This is a genomic window from Kitasatospora sp. NPDC058965 (assembly GCF_042741245.1).
Taxonomy (GTDB): Bacteria; Actinomycetota; Actinomycetes; order Streptomycetales; family Streptomycetaceae; genus Kitasatospora.
The window spans coordinates 19,669-40,381 of sequence record NZ_JBHYKG010000037.1; the positions used below are offsets into that span (position 1 = coordinate 19,669).

Consider the following 20,713-nt stretch of genomic DNA (forward strand, 5'->3'; position numbering starts at 1 on the left):
CGCCGCCCGGCCCGGTCGCGGCCGCACACGTCAGCGACGCCCCGCACCCGGGCGGTGCTGACCCGCCAGCGCAGCCAGCCACGGATGACCGGGGTGGACGCGCTCCAGCCACCCGGCGAGGACGTCCCGCCGCGCCCGGGTCAGCAGGGGCATCACATTGTCGAAGTCCGCCTGGTCCTTGGGCCGCAGCGCCTTCGCCTTGAACAGCAGGACCAACTCCGGTACGAGATACGGGATTCCACCCGGCGTCCGCGCAATGATCGCGTCGTACGGCAGCCGCAGGCCCTCGTCCCGTCGACAGATCCAGGTCCCGCCCTCGTGCGGCTCGCGGAAGACGTCGAAGAGGAACTGACCGCTCGCCGGATCCCGCAGCCAGGTCTGGTGCGTGGCTGCCAGCGCCTCCGCTCCCGCCCCCGGCCAGACCCGTCCCGAACCCGCCGCATCGAACACGTACTCGGGGAAACGGGCGCGAACCTCCGGGAACCCCGCCGCGGGCACCGCGATCTCCAGATCACTGTGCGGCCGCGTCTGCCTCCCGCGGAAGAGGTCCAGCGCCCACCCTGCCGCGACGCACCACGTCGTACCGACCCCGCTCAACCGCACCGCGACCTGGTCCGGTCGCCACGCGTCCGCCCATCGGGCCTCCAGTTCGTCCTCGGTGAGGACGACGCCGCCTGGCGGCAGGGATCCGGTCATCGTGACAACCTACTACCGCGACAGGACGAACGATGCGGCATTGGCCCGAACCGGCCCGGGCCACTGCCGCACGTCCACCGCGGGGGCCTGCGCGTCAGCCGGCTGCGTACACCCGCGCACCGCCGACGAAGGTCTGGAGCACGCGGGCCTCGGCGATCTCCTCCGGCGGGGCGGTGAAGATGTCGCGGTCCAGGAGCACCAGGTCGGCGAGGTGGCCCGCCCGGAGCTCCCCGGTGTCGTCCAGGCCGTTGACGTGGGCCGAGCCGGCCGTGTACGCGGCGACGGCGGTGGCGAGGTCGAGCCGCTGGTCGGGGAGGAAGACCCGGCTGTCGGCGGCGCCGGGTTGGATCCGGTTGACCGCGACGTGGAGGCCGGCGAGCGGGTCGGGGCTGCTGACCGGCCAGTCGCTGCCGGCGGCTAGGGTGGCGCCGGCCCGCAGCAGCGAGCCGAACGGGTACTGCCGGGCGGCGCGCTCGGGACCGAGGAAGGGAATGGTCAGCTCGTCCATCTGGGGTTCGTGGGCGGCCCACAGCGGCTGGATGTTGGCGACGGCACCGAGCCGGGCGAAGCGCGGCAGGTCGTCGGGGTGGACCACCTGCAGGTGGGCGAGGTGGTGCCGGGCGGCCCGGCGGCCGTTGGCCGCGCGGGCTGCCTCCACGGCGTCCAGCGCCTCGCGCACCGCGCGGTCGCCGAGGGCGTGGAAGTGCACCTGGAAGTCCAGCGCGTCGAGCTGGGTGACGTACGAGCACAGCGCCTGGGGATCGACGAAGCTCAGGCCGCTGTTGGTGCCCGCGCAGCCGCAGCCGTCCAGGTAGGGGCTGGTCATGGCTGCGGTGAAGTTCTCCGCGATGCCGTCCTGCATGATCTTGACCGACCCGGCGCGGAACCGGCCGTGACTCAACTCGGCTCGCCTGCTGACCAGTTCGGCGATCTGCTCGGCGCCGCGGTTCCGGTCCCACCAGAGCGCGCCGGTGACGCGCGCGGTCAGCGTGCCCTCGCGGGCCGCGGCCAGGTAGGCGTCCGACGGGTCGGCCTGGCCGTTGAAGACGCCGAGCAGGGCGTCCTGCCAGCCGGTGATGCCGAGGGAGTGCAGCAGTTGCTGGGCCCGGAGCAGGCCGGCCAGGCGGTCGGTGGCCGTGCTCGCCGGTACCAGCCGGGCGACCAGGGCGGTGGCGCCCTCCTGGAGCACGCCGCTCGGCGTGCCGTCGCCCTCCCGCTCGATCCGGCCGTCGGCCGGGTCCGGCGTGTCCCTGGTGAGGCCCGCCAGTTCGAGCGCGCGGGAGTTGACCCAGGCTCCGTGGTGGTCGCGGTTCGGCAGGTAGACCGGGCGGTCGGGCACCACAGTGTCCAGCAACTGGCGCGTCGGCAGCCCGCCTTCGAAGCTCTCCAGCGACCAGCCGCCGCCGGTGATCCAGGTCCGCTCGGGGTGCGCGTCGGCGAACTCGCGCACCCGGCGCAGGTAGTCGTCGACGCCCACCGTGCCGGACAGGTCGCACTCGGCCAGCTCCATGCCGCCGAAGACGGCGTGGATGTGCGAGTCCTGGAACCCCGGCAGCAGCAGCTTGCCGGCCAGGTCGACCACTTCGGTGGCAGGCCCGGTCAACTCCCGGACCTCGTCGTGTCCGACGGCGGCGATCCGCTCGCCGACGACGGCCAGGCTGCTCGCCCTGGTGCGGGCGGGATCGCCGGTGTGGATCGGCCCGTTGGTGAAGACCAGGTCGGCCTTGGTCATGGCGTGTGCTCCAGGTGGGTCGGGGTCCGGGGGGACTGGGGCTTCCGGGATGCCGTCCTGACGGTGGGTCAGGCGGCAGCCGGCACCTCACCTGCCGGATCGGGGCCGAGGTGCTTCGTGAAGTAGGGCGCGTGGCGGTGCCAGCGCGCCCAGGCAGCGGCGACCAGACCGGAGGCGATCATCAGCACGACCATCGCCAGCTCGAACCAGCCGTTGTCGGCAGCGAGTTCGAAGTGGTCGGCCGACCGGTAGAAGGTCCAGGCGAGGTAGCCGCCGACGGCGAGCAGGACGAGAGCGCCCAACAGCGGTGCGACGACCGCTGCCAACGCCTCGACGGGTGCCGTGCGCAGCAGCTGGCGGAAGCGCACGACCGCGGCGACGGCGGTGACGGCGTAGTAGAGGGCGACCACGACGCCGATGGCGTTGACGGTGCCGGAGATCAGCTGGCTCACGGTGGGGATGACCATGGACAGCACGGCGAGGACGATGGCGAACGCGGCGATCAGCAGCGTACCCGCGGCGGGGGTCCGGTGGCGGGGGTGCAGCCGGGTCCACACCGGACCGAAGGTGCCGTCGCGGCCCATGGCGAACATCGCGCGTGCGGTGGGGATGACGGCTGCCTGCAGCGAGGCGGCCGCCGAGAACATCAGGGCGACCAGCGGCAGCGCGGCCAGCGGCTGACGGGCCAGCTTCCCGGCGAAGTAGGTCAGTCCCTGGGCGCCGTTGTCGGCCAGTTCGCCCAGCGGGAGGACCCGCTGGAAGGCCGTTCCGGCGAAGACGAAGAGCAGCATCATGACCGTGAGGGCGAGGTACCCGCCCCGGGTGGCGTCGCGCGGGTCGCGCACCTCCTCGCCGACGCTGAAGACCGACTCGAAGCCCCAGTAGCAGAACACCGCGAGCACCATGCCCTGGGCCAGGGCGGCCATGGAGGGGATGGCGAAGGGGTTGAACCAGTCCAGCGAGAAGGGCTGGTCACCGGCGAACAGGCCGTAGCCGCAGAAGGCGAGGAGCACGGCGTACTCGAAGACCAGCAGGTACTTCTGGAGGCGGGCGGCCAGGTCGAGCCCGCGGACGGCGACGAGAGCGGCAGCCACCAGCACGGCCAGGCCGATGAGGGTGCACTGGACGGTGGAGTCCGGATCGAGGGCCAGGCCTGCGACGCCGTGGACGGTCGCCGCCCCGAGGAGCTGGATGATCGCCGAGCCGGTCACGGTGGTCGTGTAGGCCATGAAGACGATGGTGCCGACGATGTTGACCCAGCCGGTCAGGAAGCCCAACCAGGGATTGAGGGTCCGGCACCAGCGGTAGCTGCTCCCGGCGTCGGGCTCGACGCGGTTGAGTCGCCCGTACCCGCCGGCGATGCCCAGGACCGGCAGGAAGGCCACCAGCATGATCGCCGGCAGGTGGAGGCCGACCGCACCGGCCATCAGCCCGAGGCCGATGCCGATGCTGGTGGTGGCCGCCGTGCTCGACGCGGCGATCACCATCGCGCCGCCCACTCCGAGCGACTTGTGCATCGAGTCCGGACTGGCTCCGACGGTCTCGCCGGGGCTTCTGCCAGGGTCCTTGATCGTGGTTGCCAAAGGATCACCGCCGTGCTCGTGGGGGATGCGGCCGAGTGGCCGGGGCGTGGCGGACATGAAAGCCCCGCGGCGCTTTACACGTCAATGGCGTTGTCATAAGGTCCCCGCCATGAACGACCGCGTGGTCCCCGAGTCCGAGCGCCGACGCAGACGACCGACCAAGCAAGGCACCGTGCTCTCCGAGCAGTTGATCATCGACACCGCGCTGCGGCTGGTGGGCCAGCACGGCGCCGAGGCGCTCACGGTCCGGCGGCTGGGCGCAGCGCTCGGCGCCGACCCGAGCGCGGTCTACCGGTACTTCCGCAGCTCCGACGACCTGCTCCTCGCCCTCACCGACGAGCTGATCGGACGCGCCCAGCAGGGCTGGCGGCCCACCGGCGCTTGGCGCGCGGACCTGCGCGACATCGGCCTGCGCGTCCACGCGCTCTACCGGGCACACCCGCAGGCGGCCCTGCTCGCGGCCCACCGGACCACCGGACGCGTCCAGGAGACCCGCATCGTCGAGGCGATCCTCGCGGTGCTCCGCGCGACGGGGCTCCCCGATCCCGAGGCGGTCCGGATCTACCACGCCTTCGTGGACCAGGCCCTCGGGTTCGCGGCCCTGGACGCGGCCGCCCTGGCCCTGCCCGCCGCGGCGCAGGCCGCCGACAACCAGGTGTGGCTGGCCAGTTACGGACGACTCGACCCCAGCACCCACCCCAACATCGCGGCCACCGCCCACCTGCTCGCCGCCGACATGCCCCGCAGCGGCTACCCGTTCGCGCTGGAGCTGCTGCTCGACGCCATCGCCGCCCGCCTGCCGCAGGCGACGGGCGAGGATGCCTGACGCCCACCCCGCCGACCCGCTCGTGTCCGCCCGCAGGGTTCCTGACGCCTCCCCCGCAACGGGTGATCGAGAGCGTCGGCACCGCGAGCGCTTATGACAACAGCATTGACGTTCCTCGGTACCCGCAGGTCTCATGACGACACCCGGAGGCCCACCCCCTGCACCGAAGGAGCCCTCCCGCCATGGTCGATCCCGTTCGCTCGCTCCAGGACGCCAAGCCCGCGCCCTTCTGGCTCGACGACCCCGGCCGCCCCGATGCCGCCTCCGCCCTGATCGGCGACACCCGGTGCGACCTCCTGGTGGTCGGCGGCGGCTACAGCGGCCTGTGGACCGCCCTGATCGCCAAGGAACGCGACCCCTCCCTCGACGTCCTGCTGGTCGAGGCGCAGGAGATCGGCTGGGCGGCGTCCGGCCGCAACGGAGGCTTCTGCGAGGCCAGCCTCACGCACGGCCTCGGCAACGGCCACCAGCGCTGGCCCGCCGAGCTCGCCACCCTGGAGCGCCTCGGAGCGCTGAACCTCCAGGCCATCGAGGACACCATCAAGCGCCACCGCATCGCCTGCGACTGGGAGCGCACCGGTTCCCTGGTCGTCGCCACCGAGCCGTACCAGGTCGACGGCCTGCACGAGCTGGCCGCTCTCGCCGCCCGCTACGGCGGCGGGTTGACGCTGCTGGACGCGGAGGCCGTACGCGCCGAGATCGACTCACCGACCTTCCTCGGCGGAGCCTGGGACCGGGACGGCGTCGCGATGGTCAACCCCGCCCGTCTCGCCTGGGGTCTCAAACAGGCCTGCCTGGACCTGGGCGTGCGCATCCACGAGCGCACCGCGGCCACCGGCCTCACCGAGTCCGGGACCGGGGCCGGAGCCGGGATCGCGGTCCGGACCACGTACGGGCGGGTGACGGCGCGACACGTCGCCCTCGCCACCAACGCCTTCCCGTCGCTGCTGCGCCGCCACCGCCCCTACACCGTCCCGGTCTACGACTACGCGCTGATGACCGAACCCCTCACGGACGCCCAGCTCGCCTCGATCGGCTGGCGCAACCGCCAGGGCTTCGCCGACAGCGCCAACCACTTCCACTACGTGCGGCTGTCGGCCGACAACCGCATCCTCTGGGGCGGCTACGACGTCGACTACCGCTACGGCGGCCGGGTCCGGGCCGAACGCGACCAGCGGCCGGAGACCTTCGCCACCCTGGCGCGGCACTTCTTCCAGACGTTCCCGCAGCTGGCGGGTGTGCGCTTCAGTCACGCCTGGGGCGGCGCCATCGACACCTGCACCCGCTTCAGCGCCTTCTTCGACCTCTCGCACGGCGGCAGGGTCGCCTACGCCGCCGGGTACACCGGCCTCGGCGTGGGGGCGACCCGCTTCGGCGCCGAGGTGATGCTCGATCTCCTGGCCGGCGAGCGCACCGAACGCACCGCGCTGGAGATGGTCCGCCGCAAGCCGCTCCCCTTCCCGCCCGAGCCGATCCGCTCCGTGGGGATCGGGATCACCCAGTGGTCGCTCACCCGCGCCGACGCGAATGCCGGGCGCCGCAACCTCTGGCTCAGGACCCTGGACCGCCTCGGCCTGGGCTTCGACAGCTGACACACAGTCACCATTGCGATGGGAAACGGAACATGACCGAGAGCTTCGCCCTGCACATACCCGACGTCGAGTTGGAGCCGGACCCGCTCGACCCCGACCGGATCCTGGCCGGCCGCCCGGAGGTCTCCGGCAAGGTCCTCTGGGAGTCCGAGGACGGCCGCCGGATCCGCGGCATCTGGCAGATCACCCCCGGCACGGCCACCGACACCGAGGCCGACGAACTGTTCGTCGTGATCAGCGGCCGCGCCACCATCGCGATCGAGGGCGGCCCGACGCTCGAAGTCGGCCCCGGCGACCTGGGCGTGCTGCACGAGGGCGACCGCACGACCTGGACCGTCCACGAGACCCTGCGCAAGGCGTACGCGATCACCCTCCACGACTGAGCGGACCGGACCCCGCCGCCCGGGAGCGGTCCCCCACGACGCTCCCGGTCCGCGGGATCCCGCAGGCCGTCCCCGAGCGTGCCGAAGAGCCGCACCCGCCGGAGCGGTGCGGCCCTTCGGCTGTGACGAGGCGGCGGGCCGTCAGCGGCCCGGGTCCCGGCTGCGGGCCCGGGGCCCGGTGTCAGGCCCGCGCCCCGCGCCGCCGGGTCCGGCTCAGCCGAGCGACCACCGCTGGAGCGGCGAGCCGGTGTCCGGCTGCTGCGTCACCAAGGCGCCGTCGGAGGCCGAGGCGGTGGTGAGGAGCAGTCCGCTCCTGGCCGACGTGACGGTGTAGGACCCGTCCGGCAGTTGCGTGACGGTCCAGTGCTGGTTGGCGGCCCCGCTGCACGGCCACTGGATCACCTGGGCACCGGCGTCGGTGGAGCCGCCGCTGACGTCGGCGCACATCTGTGACAGGCCGTTGACCAGCTCGTACGAGCCGTCGGTCTGCCGGACGAACTGCCAAGCCTGGTTGCTGCCGCCGTTCGCGCTCCAGGTGATGAGCTGGTGGCCGGCGGCGGTGCTGTGGTCGGCGTCGTCAAGGGCCTTGCCGCCCGTGGTCAGCGTGTGGGTCCCGCTGAGGTCGGCGGCGACGGTCCAGCCGAACGTGACCGACGCGCCGGCCGTGCCGGACGAGGCGGTGACCGTGACGGTGGCGGGGCCGACCGCGGTCGGCGTGCCCGAGATCAGGCCCGAGGGGCTGATCGACAGCCCGGCGGGCAGGCCGGTCGCCGAGAAGGTCAGCGGCTTGCCGGTGTTGTCGGTCGCGGTCAGCTGCACCGAGACGGCCTTGCCGGCGGCACCGGACTGGTCGCCGGGGCCGGTGACCACGACCGCCTCGGGGGCCTTCCCGGTCGGGGTGAACTCGAGGGTCTGCTCGGCGGCGGTGCGCCCGCCGCCGACCGCGGTGCCGGTCGTGTCGGTCCAGGACCGGGCGGGCGTGGTCTCGGCGAGCCGGCTCGAGTCGCCGGACATGCCGATCACCAGGCCGCTGTAGCGGTTGACCAGCTGATAGCCGCCGTGCTGCTTCGCGGCGCCGGGGAGGACGAACCACTGCTGGCCGACCGCGGCGTTCCCGCCTGCGGTACCGGTGACGGTCAGGCCCGAGCCCCAGGCCCGGCCGGCCGTCGAGCCGGAGTCGACGCCCAGCAGTTGGCCGGTGCCCGCGTTGACGATCCGGTAGGAGCCGTCGCCGTCGGACAGGAAGCTCCACGACTCCAGCGCGGAGTGGGTGCCGTGCGCCAGGGAGGTGGCCGCGGAACCGCCGGTCGCCTGGGCGAGGACGCGCCCGTCCGTGTTCCGGATCCGGTACGTCTTCGCCAGGTCGACCGGCGCGGCGGCCGGCTCGGACGAACCGATGGTGGTGTCCACGTACTCGCCGTCCGAGCCGTTGGAACAGGCGCCCGCGCAGTACGTCCGGAAAGTCCGGCCCACGATGGTGGAGTCGGTCTTGTTGACGCCGTCGACCAGCCAGCGGTACCAGGAGGCGGTGTGGTAGCTGCCGGTGTCGCCGAGCAGGGTCCACTTCTGGGTGGTCAGGTCCTTGGTGGCGTAGATCTGCTGCGGGGCGTTGCCGCTCTGGTCGACAGCCTGCGGAGTGCCGATGTACAGGCCCAGGTAGGCGTCGTAGCTGACGTTCATGACGAACAGCGGCGAGGTCGGGGCGAGCGTGCCGGCCGCGACCTGCTGGCTGACGGTGCCCGGGTTCGCGGGGTTGTACTCCTTGGCGGGCGGCAGGTACCCCGTCGGGTTGGCGGAGTCGGCGGGCATCATGTCGCTCTCCAGGCCCCCCTGACCCGGCTGCGACCAGGAGCCGTCGTACCACTTCTGCCAACTGCCCGGCGCCATCTTGGCCGAGATCGGGGCCCGCGCCACGTGCTCCAGGAAGTCGCCCCAGCTGCCGCCCTTGTCGACGATCCGGGAGCCGTAGAAGACGTAGAAGTAACCGGAGGCGGTGTCGACGAAGAGCCGCTGGTCACCGTCGCCGTAGTAGTAGGTCTGCTGCGGGAACGCGGTGGTGTCGCCGCGGGTGGTGCTGTACGGCGAGGTGAGCGCGTGGTCCTTGATGGTCCAGGTCCTGCCCTGGTCGGTGGAGACCGCGTAGTCGATCGCGTCGTAGTGGATGCCGTCGCCGAACGGCTGGGAGGTGAACTCGTTGTGCACCAAGCCGTACCAGCTGCCGGTGTCCGGGTCGACCCAGACGCTCGACAGGTCGCAGAAGTTCTTCTGCGAGGAGCTCGAGCCCGCCGGCGCGTAGCTGGCCTGCAGACCGGTCGGACTGTTGTTGCACCGCCAGGTGGTGTCGTCGTTGCGGTCCTGGGGGTTGGCCGGGTTCACCGCGTGGCTGAGCGTGCTGTTGAAGGTGGCGGTGTCGAAGTCGCTGCCGGAGAAGAAGCTCCAGTGGCGCGAGTCGTTCGCGCCGTAGCCGGCCAGCGCCTCCTGGAAGTAGAACGTGCCGTCCTTGTCGGTGTAGCCGTTGGCCGGTGTGTCGTCGGGGTAGGCGAACGAGCCGGTGGACCCGAGGGAGACGCGGTAGCTGGGAGGGGGTGTGGCGGCGGATGCGGGGGCGGCCGTGACCGCGCCGGTGCCGAGGACGGCGAGCGCGGTGGCGGTGAAGGCGCTGACGAGCCTTCTGGGGGAAGCGGACACTGGGAATCCTTATCCGTGGCGGGGTGCCGTGCACCCCTCGCCGTAGGGGTAGTGCGGATCTCGGGCAGTGGTCTGTGGGGTGTGGCGCCCGGGGGGGGAGAGCGGACTGCCGAGTCAGCCGGCCGACCAGTGGTCCGCCCGGAGGTGCGACGAGCCACGCGGACGAGCCGTCAACAGGAGCCCCGGGGTGGTGCCTTGCTGACTGATGGGGAACCCTAGAGCCCAGTTGACCGGTAAATCAAGAGAGATCCATCAGAATCCACCACACTCGAACACTGCCTCACGACACCTGCCCCCTGACTTCCCGTGGCGCAAAGTGCCGCCGATCGACCGCCTTGACGGCCCAGGGGCAGTGATCTACGTTTCGGAGAGCGCACGTTGACCGGTAAACGCGAAGGATCGCCCTCATGGTGACGATGCAGGACGTGGCCGAGCGCGCCGGCGTCACGAAGCAGACGGTCTCCAACGTCATCAGGAGCCGCGGCGCCGTCAGCCCGGCAACCGCGGACCGGGTGCGCGCCGCCATCGCGGAACTGGGTTACACCCCCAACCTGGTGGCCCGCTCCCTGGCCACCGGAGCCACCAGGATGGTCGGGCTGTTCGTCCCCACCGTCACCGGCGCCTTCTACTCCGACATCGTCGAGGAGGCCGAGGACGTCCTCGACGCGAACGGCTACCACCTGCTGCTGTGCACCACCCGCCTCGACGGCGAGCGCGCCAGGCGCCACCTGGCGAGCCTGACCAGCCGCTCGGTCGACGCCCTGCTGATCGCCGGCGACCGCGACCTGATCGACCACCTGCCGCTGCTGGCCGAGGCGACCTTCCCGGTCGCCCTGTGCGCCTGGGAGACCGATGCCCCCGATCGCTTCCCGGTGGTCACCATCGACTACGAGCGCGCCGGCTACCTGGCCGGGCGCCACCTGCGCGAGCTCGGCCACGAGCGCGTCGCCGTGCTCGCCAGCCCCGACCACACCCCGCGCGTGGCGGGCTTCCGGCGCGCCTTCGCCGCCGACGGCCTGACCGTTCCGGAGGCAGCCGTCCACCTGGCACCCGAGCCCACGCTCGCGGGCGGCTGCACCGCCGCGACCGCAGCCCTGGCGGCCGACCCCGGCACCACCGCCCTCTTCGCCACCCACGACGTCCTGGCTCTGGGCGCCCTGGAGGCAGCCCGGACCGCGGGACGCTCCGTCCCACAGGACCTGTCGATCGTCGGCCACGACGACAGCCCGGAGATCGACCTCGCCCGACCGGCACTCACCACCGTGGCCGTCCCCCGGCGGGAAATGGCCCGGGAGGCAGTCCAGTTGCTCCTGCGCTCCCTCACCAGCTCGGAGATCCCGGTCAACTCGCTCCACCTGCTCCGCCCCGAACTGGTCGTCCGGGACAGCACCGCACCGGTCGGCAGCCCGTCAACCGTCGGGCCCTGAGCAGCAGAGAAGGCGAGATCAACGCATGCAACGGCTGTGGAGCCACCGCTCGGGACGGTGAGCGTCAGCCCGTGAGTGGCCAGGGCCGATCCTCCGCCAAGTGCTGTCCGTGGCCCGCGCTACCATGCGGCGGTTTGGAGGCCTGATGAGTTTCACCGTTCCGCCGCCGCCCCTCGATCCGGCGAAGCACTTCCCGGACCTGGTGCCACATGCCCGATCCACCACTCTGCTGTACCCGCGTGCAGGTACCCCTGGTCGGTGGGAGAGCTCGCTCGGCGGGCCGCCCCTGTGGCCGACTGCCGAGCCGTGGCCGATGTGTGCCGCGGCGGACCACTACAACCCTGCGCGCGGCCGTGCGGCGGTCGGGCCGGACCCCGTGGCCATGGTTCCCGTGGTCCAACTGTTCGCCAAGGATGTTCCGGCCCTGGAGTTTCCGGCCGGCGCCGACGTGCTCCAGGTGCTCTGGTGCCCGTTGATCCACTCCGAGCACGACCACTGGTCGCCCGTGCCTACGTTGCGTTGGCGATCCGCCGCGGAAGCCGCGTCCGGCCAACTGCGTGCAGACGTGCCGCAACCGTACGAGTGCGACGACGAGTACCTGCCCCGACCCTGCGTTGTCCACCCGACCGAGGCCGACGAGTACCCGAACTGGGACCTGCCGGACGATCTGGCGGAGCGCGTCGGCGAGTGGAGCGAGGAGATTGAGGAAAGCACAGGCCTCTCCTACTTCGACGCGTTCACCACCCGGCAGAGCAAGGTCGGCGGTTATCCCGGCTGGTCCCGGGAGCCAAGGTGGCCCGAGTGCGTCTGCGGCGAACGGATGGAGCACCTTCTGACGGTCTCGGCGAGCGAGTCGTGCGGACGATGGCTGCCGATGGAGGAACGGACACCTCCCGACTCCGGCCGGGAGGTGTCCGAAGCCCCGCAGGAGAACAGCCACGGGATGGTCATGGGCGACGGCGGTGGCATCTACGTCTTCGTCTGCCGTGACTGGCCCGACTGGCCCACGATCCACCGCTAGGACTGCTGATCCCTGAGCACGGGCCGAAGGCCGAAGTGAGGAGCGGTACACATGACCGAGCTGCCCGAGATCATCGGACGGGACGAGTTCGCTGTTCTGATCGTCAGAACCGACTACGAGGACGCGGCCGCGTGGCGGGCGGTGGTGGAGGAGGCATCCCGGCCGTCGGGGCTCGGCGGGGACTACGAGGCCGAGATCCACCTGGTGGACGATCCGGTCTGGGCCGGGGCTACGGCCGAGGCGGTCATCGCCGCAGTGAAGCGGGACGAGGATCTCAGCGTGGTCTTCATCGCCGACGACACCACGATGAAGTCCGCCCACCACGCCCTCCTCGCCCTCGATCTCTGCCACGAGGACGAGGACCTCGACCCGATGTACTACCAGGAGTTGATCGACTCCCCACCGGCCCGGGAGTTCCGCTCCACCCCGGCTGCGGTGCACGGCGTGCATGCGAACCTGTCGATCGCGAACGTGGACTTCCACGAGTTCGCCGAGAGTGCGCTCGCCGATCCTGACGGCGTCCTTCGCCCGTGAGGCGAGTCCGATGGCCCGCCGACGCGGGCCACCGGACCACCGCGTCGCATGCACAGCACCCTGACCGAGCAAGCCCGGGCCAGGTCGGTTCACGCCGTGCCGGGCACCAGTCCGGCGCGGTAGGCGAGGACGACCGCCTGGACGCGGTCGCGCAGGCCGAGTTTCGCCAGGATGCGCGACACGTAGGTCTTGACGGTCTCGGGCATGATGAACATCGCCGCGGCGATCTCCGCGTTCGACAGTCCCTCGGCGATCAGCCGGAGCACTTCCAGCTCACGGGGGGTCAGCACGCGTACGACGTCCTGCCCGGCCGGCCGGGAGGTGTCGGCCGGCCGCAGGTGCTCGGCGAAGTGGCCGATGAGGTGGCGGGTGACCGCAGGTGCCAGCAGGGCCTCGCCCCGGGCGACGGTCCGGATGCCGTTGACCAGCTCCACCGGAGGCGCGTCCTTGAGGAGGAAGCCGCTCGCTCCGGCGCGCAGCGCGTCGTAGACGTAGGCGTCGACGTTGAAGGTGGTGACGACCAGGACCTTCGGTGCGTCCTCGACATCGGGACCGGCCAGTTGCTGCGTCGCCCGGATGCCGTCGAGCAGGGGCATCCGAATGTCCATCACCACCACGTCGGGGCGCAGCCGCCGGGCGGCCTGGACCGCCTCGTGGCCGTTCTCGGCCTCGCCGACGACTTCCATGTCGGGCTGCGCCGAGAAGATGGTGACGTAGCCCGTCCGCACGAGCGCCTGGTCGTCGCAGACGAGCACGCGGATCGGTGGCCGTGCATCGCTCACGGGGTCACTCCTGAAGGGGCTCGGACGGAATCGTGGCCCGGACCTCGAACCCGCCCTCGGGCCGGGGACCGGCCTCCAGTTCACCATCGAGCATCCGCACCCGGGCACGCAGCCCGGCCAGGCCTCGCCCGCCCGCAGGGCCCGCTCTCCGCGCGGCCGGTACGGCGACGGGTCCGTCCGTGGCGACCTCGATCCCGATGTGCGAGTCACCGTACCGGAGCAGGACCCGGGTCGGCTCTCCGGCCGCGTGCTTCATGGCGTTGGTGAGCGCCTCCTGCACCACCCGGTACGCGGCCAGCTCCGCGTCCACGCTCTGCGGCCGCCGCTCGCCCTGCTCGCTCAACTCGACCGGCTGGCCCGACCTGCGGGCCCGCTCGACCAGGTCCGCCACCCGTCCCAGGGCGGGTGCCCGGTCCGTACCTGCCGGGTCCGCACGTGCCGGGTCCGCTGCCGCCGACTCGCCGGTCGCCTCCAGGACGCCGAGCAGGTACCGCAGTTCGGTCAGCGCCCGGCGGCCGGTGTCGCTGACGGCGGTCAGCCCCTCTGCGACGCGGTCCGGCGCGGACGCGAGCAGGAACTGCGCCGCGTCGGCCTGGACCACCATGGCGGTCACGTGGTGGGTGACCACGTCGTGCAACTCGCGGGCGATCCGCGCCCGTTCGGCGTCGGTGGCCGCCGCGGCCACCAGCCGCCGCCGCTGCTCCTCCGCCGCCCGCCGGGTGCGTACCATGCTGCCGAACAGCCAGACCGCGGCCAGGACGAGGAAGAACGCGAGGTAGTCCGCCACCGACTGCGGCGACCCGGAGCGGTGCAGCACGACGGCCAGCAGGGCGAAGCCCGCACTCGCCGCGGCGGCCAGGCCGTGGCGGAAGCGGACCTGATGGGCGCCGGCGGAGTACAGGGCCAGGTACAACCCCATGCTCGCGAAGGTCGTCGCGAAGCCCAGCGCCTGGTGCACGGCGAACGCGCCCGCGACGACGGTCAGGCAGGCCGCGGGCCACCGGCGGCGCACGGCCAGCGGCAGGGTGTGGGCCAGGACCAGCCCGGCGCTCAGCAGGTTCGCCGGCCGCTCGGGCAGGTCACCGATCTGCGCACCGATGCCGGACAGGGTCGGGACGAGGGCCGCCAGGGTGAGCACCAGGGCGAGGACCCCGTCCCTGAGGAGGGTGCTCCTGAGGAGGGTGCTCCTGAGAACGGTGCTCCTGAGGAGAGTGCTGCCCAGGAGCCCGTCCCGATCCCGCCACCGGTCGAGCGGCGCCCGGAGCAGCGGACGGCTCCCGGGCTCCTGACGTTCCGTCACTTCCGTGTCCTCCCGTGGGTCCGTCTCAGTGGGCCGCGCGCAGGCGGGTCTTCATCCCGCCGTTCCGGTGCGCGAGGACGAGCATCGGGGCGGCGAGGGCCAGCGCGATGAGGATGGGTATCAACGACGCCTCCAGGCCGAAGCTGCCTCCGGTCAGGAGGGCGGAACCATGGGTGCGGACGGTGAACAGGCCCTCGGGGGCGTGTCCGGAGACCGGGACGCCGAGCAGTTGCTCCGCGGTGTTCCAGGTGAAGTGCAGACCCGTGACGAACCAGATGCTACGCCGCCACAGGAACGCGGCCCCGAGCAGGACGCCCGCTTCCAGGGCGATCGCCGGTGCGCTCCACGCGTTGGCTCCCGGGGTGCCCAGGTGGGCGACGCCGAAGAACAGCGAGGTGATCACGATGGCGGCCCGGCTGCCCCACAGCTGCTCCAGGGCCTGGAGGGCGAGCGCGCGGAACAGCAACTCCTCGGTGACCGAGGCGCCGATCTGCACCATGACCGCGCTCAGGACGACCGGCACGACGTTGTGACCCGCCCAGGAGAACGAGTAGCCCCCGAACACCGTGATCAGCAGGACCGAGACGATGACGAAGCCCAGTCCGACACCGCTGCCGAGCAGCGTCGCCCGGCCGGCCCCGCGCAGCGCGATCTCCGGGGTGGGGCGCCGCGCCACACGGTTCATGACCCACCAGTAGGCGGCCACCGCGGCCGCCGCACCCAGCGCCGGCACCGGGCCGGGGCCGGTGGCCGTCAGGGCCGAGAGCAGCCCGACGCTGACCATCCCCGTCAGCATCCAGCCAAGCGGAGAGCGGGCGAGACGCCCGAGCCGGCCGCCCCGCTCATCGCGTCCGTCGCGTCCGTCGCGGTCCTTGTCCAAGCCGGACGCGGAGCCGGAGCCGGTGTCCTGCGGGGTGACGGATGTCGTACCCATGGTGGCCTCCCTTGTCGTGGTCGTTACCTGCGGCGACCTGACGACCAGGCTAGGAATCCGCCGACCTCCGTGGATCACCCGTGCAGGGACAGCTCCGGTAGCTCGCACGGGGGATGCGCCGCCCGCGCCAACGCGATCGGGGTGGTGGTCCGCGTCCTGCGCGAGCGCGCCCTGAGCGCCGACTGCCCGTCAGACGGCGGAGCCGACGGAGCCGGCCGCCCGCAGTTCCCGCACCAGCGCGCGCACGACGGCGGAGCCGGCCAGTTCGGGGGTGGTCACGTAGCCGACCCGGCGCGTCGGTCGTTCCGGGCCGAGATCGGTGATCTCGATCGAGTCCGGTGCCCCGACCAGGGAGAGCGCGGGCATGATCGCCATGCCGTGCCCGCTGCCCACCAGCGACAGCACGGCGCCGTCGTCCTCGGCCTCGATCGTGGCCCTCGGGATCCAGTCCTGCGCGCCCCACCAGGCGCGGGTGTACGAGCCGCAGTTCTCGGCCCAGTCGACGAGCGGCAGCGAGCGCGGTGCCGGGTGCCCGGCCGGATGCACCAAGGAGTAGCTCTCCTCGAAGAGCCCGCTCGCCACCAGCCCCGCGGGCAGCTGCGCTCCGTCCAAGGTGGCGATGGCGAGATCGGCCCTCCCGTCGGCGACCTCGCCCGCCGTGCCGCGCCCGAGCTCGCGCACGATCCGCACCTGCGGCTCGATCCCGGGATACCTCGCGCACAGCCGCTGCAGCACCGGCGGCAGCAGGTGCAGCGCGGTGCTGCGGAAGGCCGCGATCCGCAGCGGGCCCTGCGGCCCCTGCGACGCGTCGGGCCGGTCGGCTCCCCGCGCCTCGGCGACGAGCACGTCCAGCAGGCGCAGGATGCGGCGCGCGTGCGCCACGGCCTTCTCCCCCGCCGCAGTGGGTCGCGCACCGCTGCGACCGCGTTCGAACAGGACGGCGCCGATCTTGCGCTCGCTGCCGCGCACCGAGTGGGAGACTGCGGACTGCGTGAGGCCGAGCGCCGCCGCCCCGGCCGAGAAGCCGCCGGCGTCTGCGACCGCGACCAGGATGCGCAGTTCGTGCGGAGCGAGATCGGTGTCGGTCGGGCGGGTCACAGGGCGCTCACCTCGGGGTATGAGAACTATTCATGGAACGGGGCGTCACATGAGCCCAACCGCCTGCCCGAGGGTCCCATTCCCGTCCTACGGTCACGCCATGACCGAGAACGCGATCACCGTCCAGCAGACCGCCCGCCCCCACGGCTTCCCCACCACCGGGGACTTCGCCTTCGTCGAATCCCCGATTCCGGGCCCTGCGATCGGTACCGCGCTCGTGGAGAACCTCTACTGGTCCGTCGACCCGTACCACCGCGAGATGATGGACGACGTGCCCGGCGGCTTCGCGCTCCACGCGCCGCTGGAGGGCCGCACCCTCGGGCGCGTCGTCGCCTCGCGGACGCCGGAGCTGACCGAGGGAGAGATCGTCTTCCACCGAAAGGGCTGGCGCACGCACGCCGTGGTCCGACCCGAGGAGATCCGCGCACTCCCCCGCTTCGACGGGGTCCCCCTGACGGCCTACCTGAGCGTCCTCGGCGGCACCGGACTGACCGCCTACGTGGGGCTCACCCGCATCGCCCGGCTGCGGGAGGGCGACGACCTCTTCGTCTCCGCCGCGGCCGGCGGCGTCGGCACGGCCACCGGCCGGTTCGCCCGGTTGCTGGGCGCCGGCCGGCTCGTGGGCAGCGCGGGCTCGGCGGCCAAGGTCGACCACCTGACCCGGGAGGTGGGCTACGACGCGGCGTTCGACTACCACGACGGCCCCGCCGCCGACCTGCTCGCCGAGGCCGCACCGGACGGCATAGACGTCTTCGTCGACAACGTCGGCGGCGAGCAACTGGCCGCCGCGGTGGGCGCACTGCGCGAGTTCGGGCGCATCGTCCGGGTCGGCACCATCAGCGAGTACAACACCCCGGACGCGCCCGCGCCGAACGTCAACTACTCGGACATCGTGGAGAAGAGCCTGCGCATGGAGGGCTTCCTGGTCCGCAACTACCGCGACCTGCAGGACGAGCTGTACGCGTTCGCGGTCCCCCATCTGCAGAGCGGCCGGCTCGCGCTGGACGAGACGGTGGTGGACGGGTTCGAGAACATCGTCGACGCGTTCGTGGGCATGCTGCACGGCGAGAACACCGGAAAGATCATCGTGCGGGGCAACGCGTAGGCCTGGTCCCGGCCGGTCCTGCCGCCGAGGCCGGCCGGCTCGTCTGCGAGCCGGGTAGCACGATGGGCACCCTCGCCGAGGCATGGTGAGCACAGCAGCGGCGACCGGACGAACTCGGTGTCGAGGAGCGGAGCGTGCGCGCCGCATTCGCGATGAGTGATGACCGCCTTCCGGCTCCCCCGCCCGTAGCTTCCGTCGGCCGGCCCGATGGCCGGGGCAGTTTCTGACCACGTCGGCCGCTGACGTCCTGCTGGACCTGACGCCGCGCGAGGCCCTCGGGCACACCGAAGCGCGATACGCGGCGGTCCACCTGCTCGACTCCCCCGCGGGAACCTACCGATTCCACGACCTGATCGCCGCGTTCGCCCGGGAGTTGGCGGACGGCACCGGCAGTGCCGAGGAGGATGCAGGAAAGCCTCACCGTCTGGGCCGGCGTCGCGCACCGGGGATCTACGAGTCACTCGACCACCCAAAAGCGTCAGATCTCCGCAAGCGCGTCCGAGCTCAGGTTCACGGGTGCATCGTGTCCGAATGGCCAGTTCTGACCTGTCGAGCCCGCTACCCCCACTCTACGGTCTACACCAGTTGGCCCAGCCCAGGGGCCCGTTCACCGGGGGAACCATGAACATACGCAAGGCGCTGTCCGCCGTGGTGGTCGCGGGTACCGCGTTGGCAGGCATGACTGTCGCGCCCCTGGCTCACGCGGACGGTGACTGCGGGGCTGCCTGGCACGACGTCGGCTCGCCCGCCAACCTCAGGATCAACTCGAAGCAAACCTACGTTGGGCAGGTTGAGCAGCAGTACCAGTCATGTGGCGGGGGTATCACCAACGTCCGTGCCCACTTCCAGTGGGCCGGCAGCTTCCAGCAGAACTATTCGGGCTGGGTGGTTCATGTCTCGGTGTTCTCCCCGTACTACCAGCGCGCTGGTGACCAGTGGTACTCCGAGGCGACCAAGGATGCCTACTCCTCTCCTGGGATCGAGATCCACCACGCCAGTCCGGACGCGTGGACAGCTGATGCGACTCTCACGCCGTGCCCTCTGTCCGGAGCGGTGAGCACCTACTGGTACTACGGCGCCGGCACCTCCTGGGCCGCCCCGAATGACGGTTGGTGCTGAACCTGCAGTCCGCCACCTGAGCGGGTCGCGTTCGCATCCGGGCCGTGGTTCCGCGCCTGGCTCGGCCCCGGAGCGGCAGGCCATGCAGGAGCTCCAGGACCTGCTCCTCCCAACGCAGTTCGCGGGCCCGGTTCCGCCGGGCCGGGAGTTGAGGGAGTGGTTCGAAGACCTTCATGGGGGCGGACTCGGTCCCGCCCCGACCGGCGGTGGAGTTGTGAGCCCGCGGAACATGGTGGCAGTGGACGCCGGAGGCGGCGGTCCCTGACCGACCCGGGCGACGTCGACAGCCAGATCCTCGGCCGTGCCGGGATCGGCTTCGACTTCTCACTACGTGCCGACGCTGCTCCCCGGACGGGGTGTACGGGCTCGTACGGGAAACTCGCACCAACACGCACAGACAGTAACTCTGGTCTTGTCACTGCGCGCAGCGACCGGCCGGGCCGTGTTCCGGCCTTGGCCGGCGCCGCTGCGACACGCCCGTATGCCGTCGGAACATCGCCCCGGAAGGAACCCTCCATGCCCGTACCGCCTCGCCGTTCGCCCCTACGATCCGCCGTGGCGGTCCTCGGTTTCGGCCTCGCCATCGCCATCTCCACGTCAACGCCTGCTCTGGCCGCCAACGAGGGCGACCACTGGTTCCACACCCCGAACTGCGTCGCCGATCAGGAGATCCAACTGAAGTGGGTCAACGGTGCCTGGCACGACGAGCAGGAGCTCAACCCGACCGTTACCGACAACGGCCAGTGCACGTTCATCCTGACGGACAACGGCGCGCTCCTCTGGAGCTCCAACGGCGCCGGCTCCGACTGGTGGTATGACGGTCCGGGGCACAAGATCTGCGCCCTCATCTACGAGCCCGCCGACACCCGGGGCCAGATCGGCATGTGCAACTGAGGGAGCGGCGCCTTCCACCGCGGCTGACCGAGCCGGACTCCACGAGGACGGTTCGCGTCAGCCCGGCCTGCTCTCTCATCGCCCCAGACCGGATCGACCCCCTTGCCCGCCACCGTCCGCACCCACGAGAACGCCCTCACCCGTGCGGGCTGACCGGCATTCACCACTGCCCGCCCCACCACCGGCTCCTGGCGCCACATCCGATAACCCCTTGGAGGACCGATGAACCGCAAGCTCTCCGGCTGGCTGGTCTGCGCCGTCGCGGCAACGACCGTACTCAGCCTGGCCGGCCCCGCCAATGCCGACGCACCGCCGACCGGTGCCGAGGCCTGCCCCAGCGGGTCGTTCTGCCTCTACTACAACTCGCCCAGCCTGGGCTGGGGGTCCTTCGAGCACTGGAGCCCCGGTTCGTACAGCGACTTGAGCCAGTTCTCCTTCCGGAACTGGGGCAACAACGGCTCGGGCTACGGCCGGACCGTCTACAAGAACGCGGCCGCCGCCGTGAACAACACCTCCTACTCCTGGAACATCTGCGTTCCTGCGCCGGCCCCGACCAACATGAGCTGCGGGATCCCGATCAACCAGGGCTTCGCCGGCCGCCTGCCGGCAGCCGCCTACAACAACGACATTGCCATGTTCATCAACTGACGTCTCGTCAGTTCCCTTAGGTGGCAGCCGCTCCAACCGCAGGATCGCCCGGAACCGCAGTCGGAGCGTGGGCGGCGGCGTGATCACCGGCGGGTCATCCACGCGATCGCGTTCACGTACCGCACCGGGACGCCGTGGACGGACCTGCCCGAGCAGTTCGGCTCCTGAAACGGGACCTACAGCCGGCTGCGGACGAGCCGCCGCCGGCAGCCGGGAGCGCGTCTCCACCGCGCTGCTCGCCCAGGCCGACGCGGAGCCTTCCGCCCTGGTGACCGCGCCGTGGCCGATCTGCTGACCGACCCCGCTGCCGCCGCAGGTGGGACAGGACAGGACCTGTCTCTTATACACATC

Annotated in this window: 18 protein-coding genes and 1 pseudogene; 11 read left to right on the forward strand and 8 right to left on the reverse strand. The window is 71.7% G+C overall.

The genetic code is table 11. The features are described 5' to 3' along the window. Window positions 1-30 precede the first annotated feature (30 nt). From ACFW1A_RS09315 to ACFW1A_RS09325, 3 genes are all read right to left on the reverse strand, one after another. Complete coding sequence (locus tag ACFW1A_RS09315; protein WP_380406725.1) at window positions 31-696, reverse strand: nucleotidyltransferase domain-containing protein; 666 nt, start codon at window positions 694-696, stop codon at window positions 31-33. Window positions 697-790: 94 nt separating this feature from the next. Further along, on the reverse strand, window positions 791-2,428 hold the full coding sequence (locus tag ACFW1A_RS09320) for an amidohydrolase (RefSeq protein ID WP_380406727.1): 1,638 nt from the start codon (window positions 2,426-2,428) through the stop codon (window positions 791-793). Window positions 2,429-2,496: 68 nt separating this feature from the next. After that, window positions 2,497-3,945: an APC family permease gene (locus tag ACFW1A_RS09325; protein ID WP_380406729.1), complete on the reverse strand. Its 1,449-nt coding sequence runs from the start codon at window positions 3,943-3,945 to the stop codon at window positions 2,497-2,499. Window positions 3,946-4,120: 175 nt separating this feature from the next. Between ACFW1A_RS09325 and ACFW1A_RS09330 the strand changes: the two genes are divergently transcribed. The 3 genes from ACFW1A_RS09330 to ACFW1A_RS09340 all read left to right on the forward strand — a co-directional run bounded on the left by ACFW1A_RS09330 (window position 4,121) and on the right by ACFW1A_RS09340 (window position 6,812). Then, window positions 4,121-4,837 (forward strand): TetR/AcrR family transcriptional regulator, encoded by a 717-nt coding sequence (locus tag ACFW1A_RS09330; protein WP_380406731.1) that lies wholly within the window; start codon window positions 4,121-4,123, stop codon window positions 4,835-4,837. Window positions 4,838-5,019: 182 nt separating this feature from the next. Then, complete coding sequence (locus ACFW1A_RS09335; protein ID WP_380406733.1) at window positions 5,020-6,429, forward strand: NAD(P)/FAD-dependent oxidoreductase; 1,410 nt, start codon at window positions 5,020-5,022, stop codon at window positions 6,427-6,429. A gap of 32 nt (window positions 6,430-6,461) precedes the next feature. Continuing rightward, window positions 6,462-6,812, forward strand: coding sequence for a cupin domain-containing protein (locus ACFW1A_RS09340; protein WP_380406735.1), 351 nt, complete (start codon window positions 6,462-6,464; stop codon window positions 6,810-6,812). A gap of 213 nt (window positions 6,813-7,025) precedes the next feature. Here the strand turns inward: ACFW1A_RS09340 and ACFW1A_RS09345 are convergent, their stop codons facing one another. Then, entirely contained in the window at window positions 7,026-9,500 is a 2,475-nt protein-coding gene (locus tag ACFW1A_RS09345; RefSeq protein ID WP_380406737.1) for an RICIN domain-containing protein, read from the reverse strand. Window positions 9,501-9,898: 398 nt separating this feature from the next. On the opposite strand from ACFW1A_RS09345, the gene ACFW1A_RS09350 reads away from it, so the two are divergent. From ACFW1A_RS09350 to ACFW1A_RS09360, 3 genes are all read left to right on the forward strand, one after another. Further along, window positions 9,899-10,927 (forward strand): LacI family DNA-binding transcriptional regulator, encoded by a 1,029-nt coding sequence (locus tag ACFW1A_RS09350; RefSeq protein WP_380406761.1) that lies wholly within the window; start codon window positions 9,899-9,901, stop codon window positions 10,925-10,927. Between the two features lie 145 nt (window positions 10,928-11,072). Beyond that, window positions 11,073-11,948: a hypothetical protein gene (locus tag ACFW1A_RS09355; RefSeq protein WP_380406739.1), complete on the forward strand. Its 876-nt coding sequence runs from the start codon at window positions 11,073-11,075 to the stop codon at window positions 11,946-11,948. Window positions 11,949-11,999: 51 nt separating this feature from the next. Beyond that, on the forward strand, window positions 12,000-12,482 hold the full coding sequence (locus ACFW1A_RS09360) for a DUF6924 domain-containing protein (protein ID WP_380406741.1): 483 nt from the start codon (window positions 12,000-12,002) through the stop codon (window positions 12,480-12,482). 89 nt (window positions 12,483-12,571) lie between these two features. Here ACFW1A_RS09360 and ACFW1A_RS09365 read toward each other — a convergent pair whose 3' ends face one another. The 4 genes from ACFW1A_RS09365 to ACFW1A_RS09380 all read right to left on the reverse strand — a co-directional run bounded on the left by ACFW1A_RS09365 (window position 12,572) and on the right by ACFW1A_RS09380 (window position 16,596). Then, window positions 12,572-13,264, reverse strand: a complete 693-nt coding sequence (locus ACFW1A_RS09365) for a response regulator (RefSeq protein ID WP_380406743.1) — start codon at window positions 13,262-13,264, stop codon at window positions 12,572-12,574. Between the two features lie 4 nt (window positions 13,265-13,268). Continuing rightward, window positions 13,269-14,564: a sensor histidine kinase gene (locus tag ACFW1A_RS09370; protein WP_380406745.1), complete on the reverse strand. Its 1,296-nt coding sequence runs from the start codon at window positions 14,562-14,564 to the stop codon at window positions 13,269-13,271. A gap of 25 nt (window positions 14,565-14,589) precedes the next feature. Next, complete coding sequence (locus ACFW1A_RS09375) at window positions 14,590-15,498, reverse strand: CPBP family intramembrane glutamic endopeptidase (protein ID WP_380406747.1); 909 nt, start codon at window positions 15,496-15,498, stop codon at window positions 14,590-14,592. A gap of 189 nt (window positions 15,499-15,687) precedes the next feature. Continuing rightward, window positions 15,688-16,596 (reverse strand): LysR family transcriptional regulator, encoded by a 909-nt coding sequence (locus ACFW1A_RS09380; RefSeq protein ID WP_380406749.1) that lies wholly within the window; start codon window positions 16,594-16,596, stop codon window positions 15,688-15,690. A gap of 100 nt (window positions 16,597-16,696) precedes the next feature. On the opposite strand from ACFW1A_RS09380, the gene ACFW1A_RS09385 reads away from it, so the two are divergent. The 5 genes and pseudogenes from ACFW1A_RS09385 to ACFW1A_RS09405 all read left to right on the forward strand — a co-directional run. Then, window positions 16,697-17,701, forward strand: a complete 1,005-nt coding sequence (locus tag ACFW1A_RS09385; RefSeq protein ID WP_380406751.1) for an NADP-dependent oxidoreductase — start codon at window positions 16,697-16,699, stop codon at window positions 17,699-17,701. A 621-nt stretch (window positions 17,702-18,322) separates the two neighbouring features. Beyond that, on the forward strand, window positions 18,323-18,820 hold the full coding sequence (locus tag ACFW1A_RS09390; protein ID WP_380406753.1) for a hypothetical protein: 498 nt from the start codon (window positions 18,323-18,325) through the stop codon (window positions 18,818-18,820). 516 nt (window positions 18,821-19,336) lie between these two features. Next, on the forward strand, window positions 19,337-19,714 hold the full coding sequence (locus ACFW1A_RS09395; RefSeq protein ID WP_380406755.1) for a hypothetical protein: 378 nt from the start codon (window positions 19,337-19,339) through the stop codon (window positions 19,712-19,714). A 222-nt stretch (window positions 19,715-19,936) separates the two neighbouring features. Then, a complete protein-coding gene (locus tag ACFW1A_RS09400; RefSeq protein WP_380406757.1) occupies window positions 19,937-20,362 on the forward strand; it encodes a hypothetical protein in 426 nt (141 codons plus the stop codon). Between the two features lie 33 nt (window positions 20,363-20,395). Then, window positions 20,396-20,530: pseudogene (locus tag ACFW1A_RS09405) on the forward strand (transposase); the annotation flags it as partial. Between the last annotated feature and the right edge of the window lie 183 nt (window positions 20,531-20,713).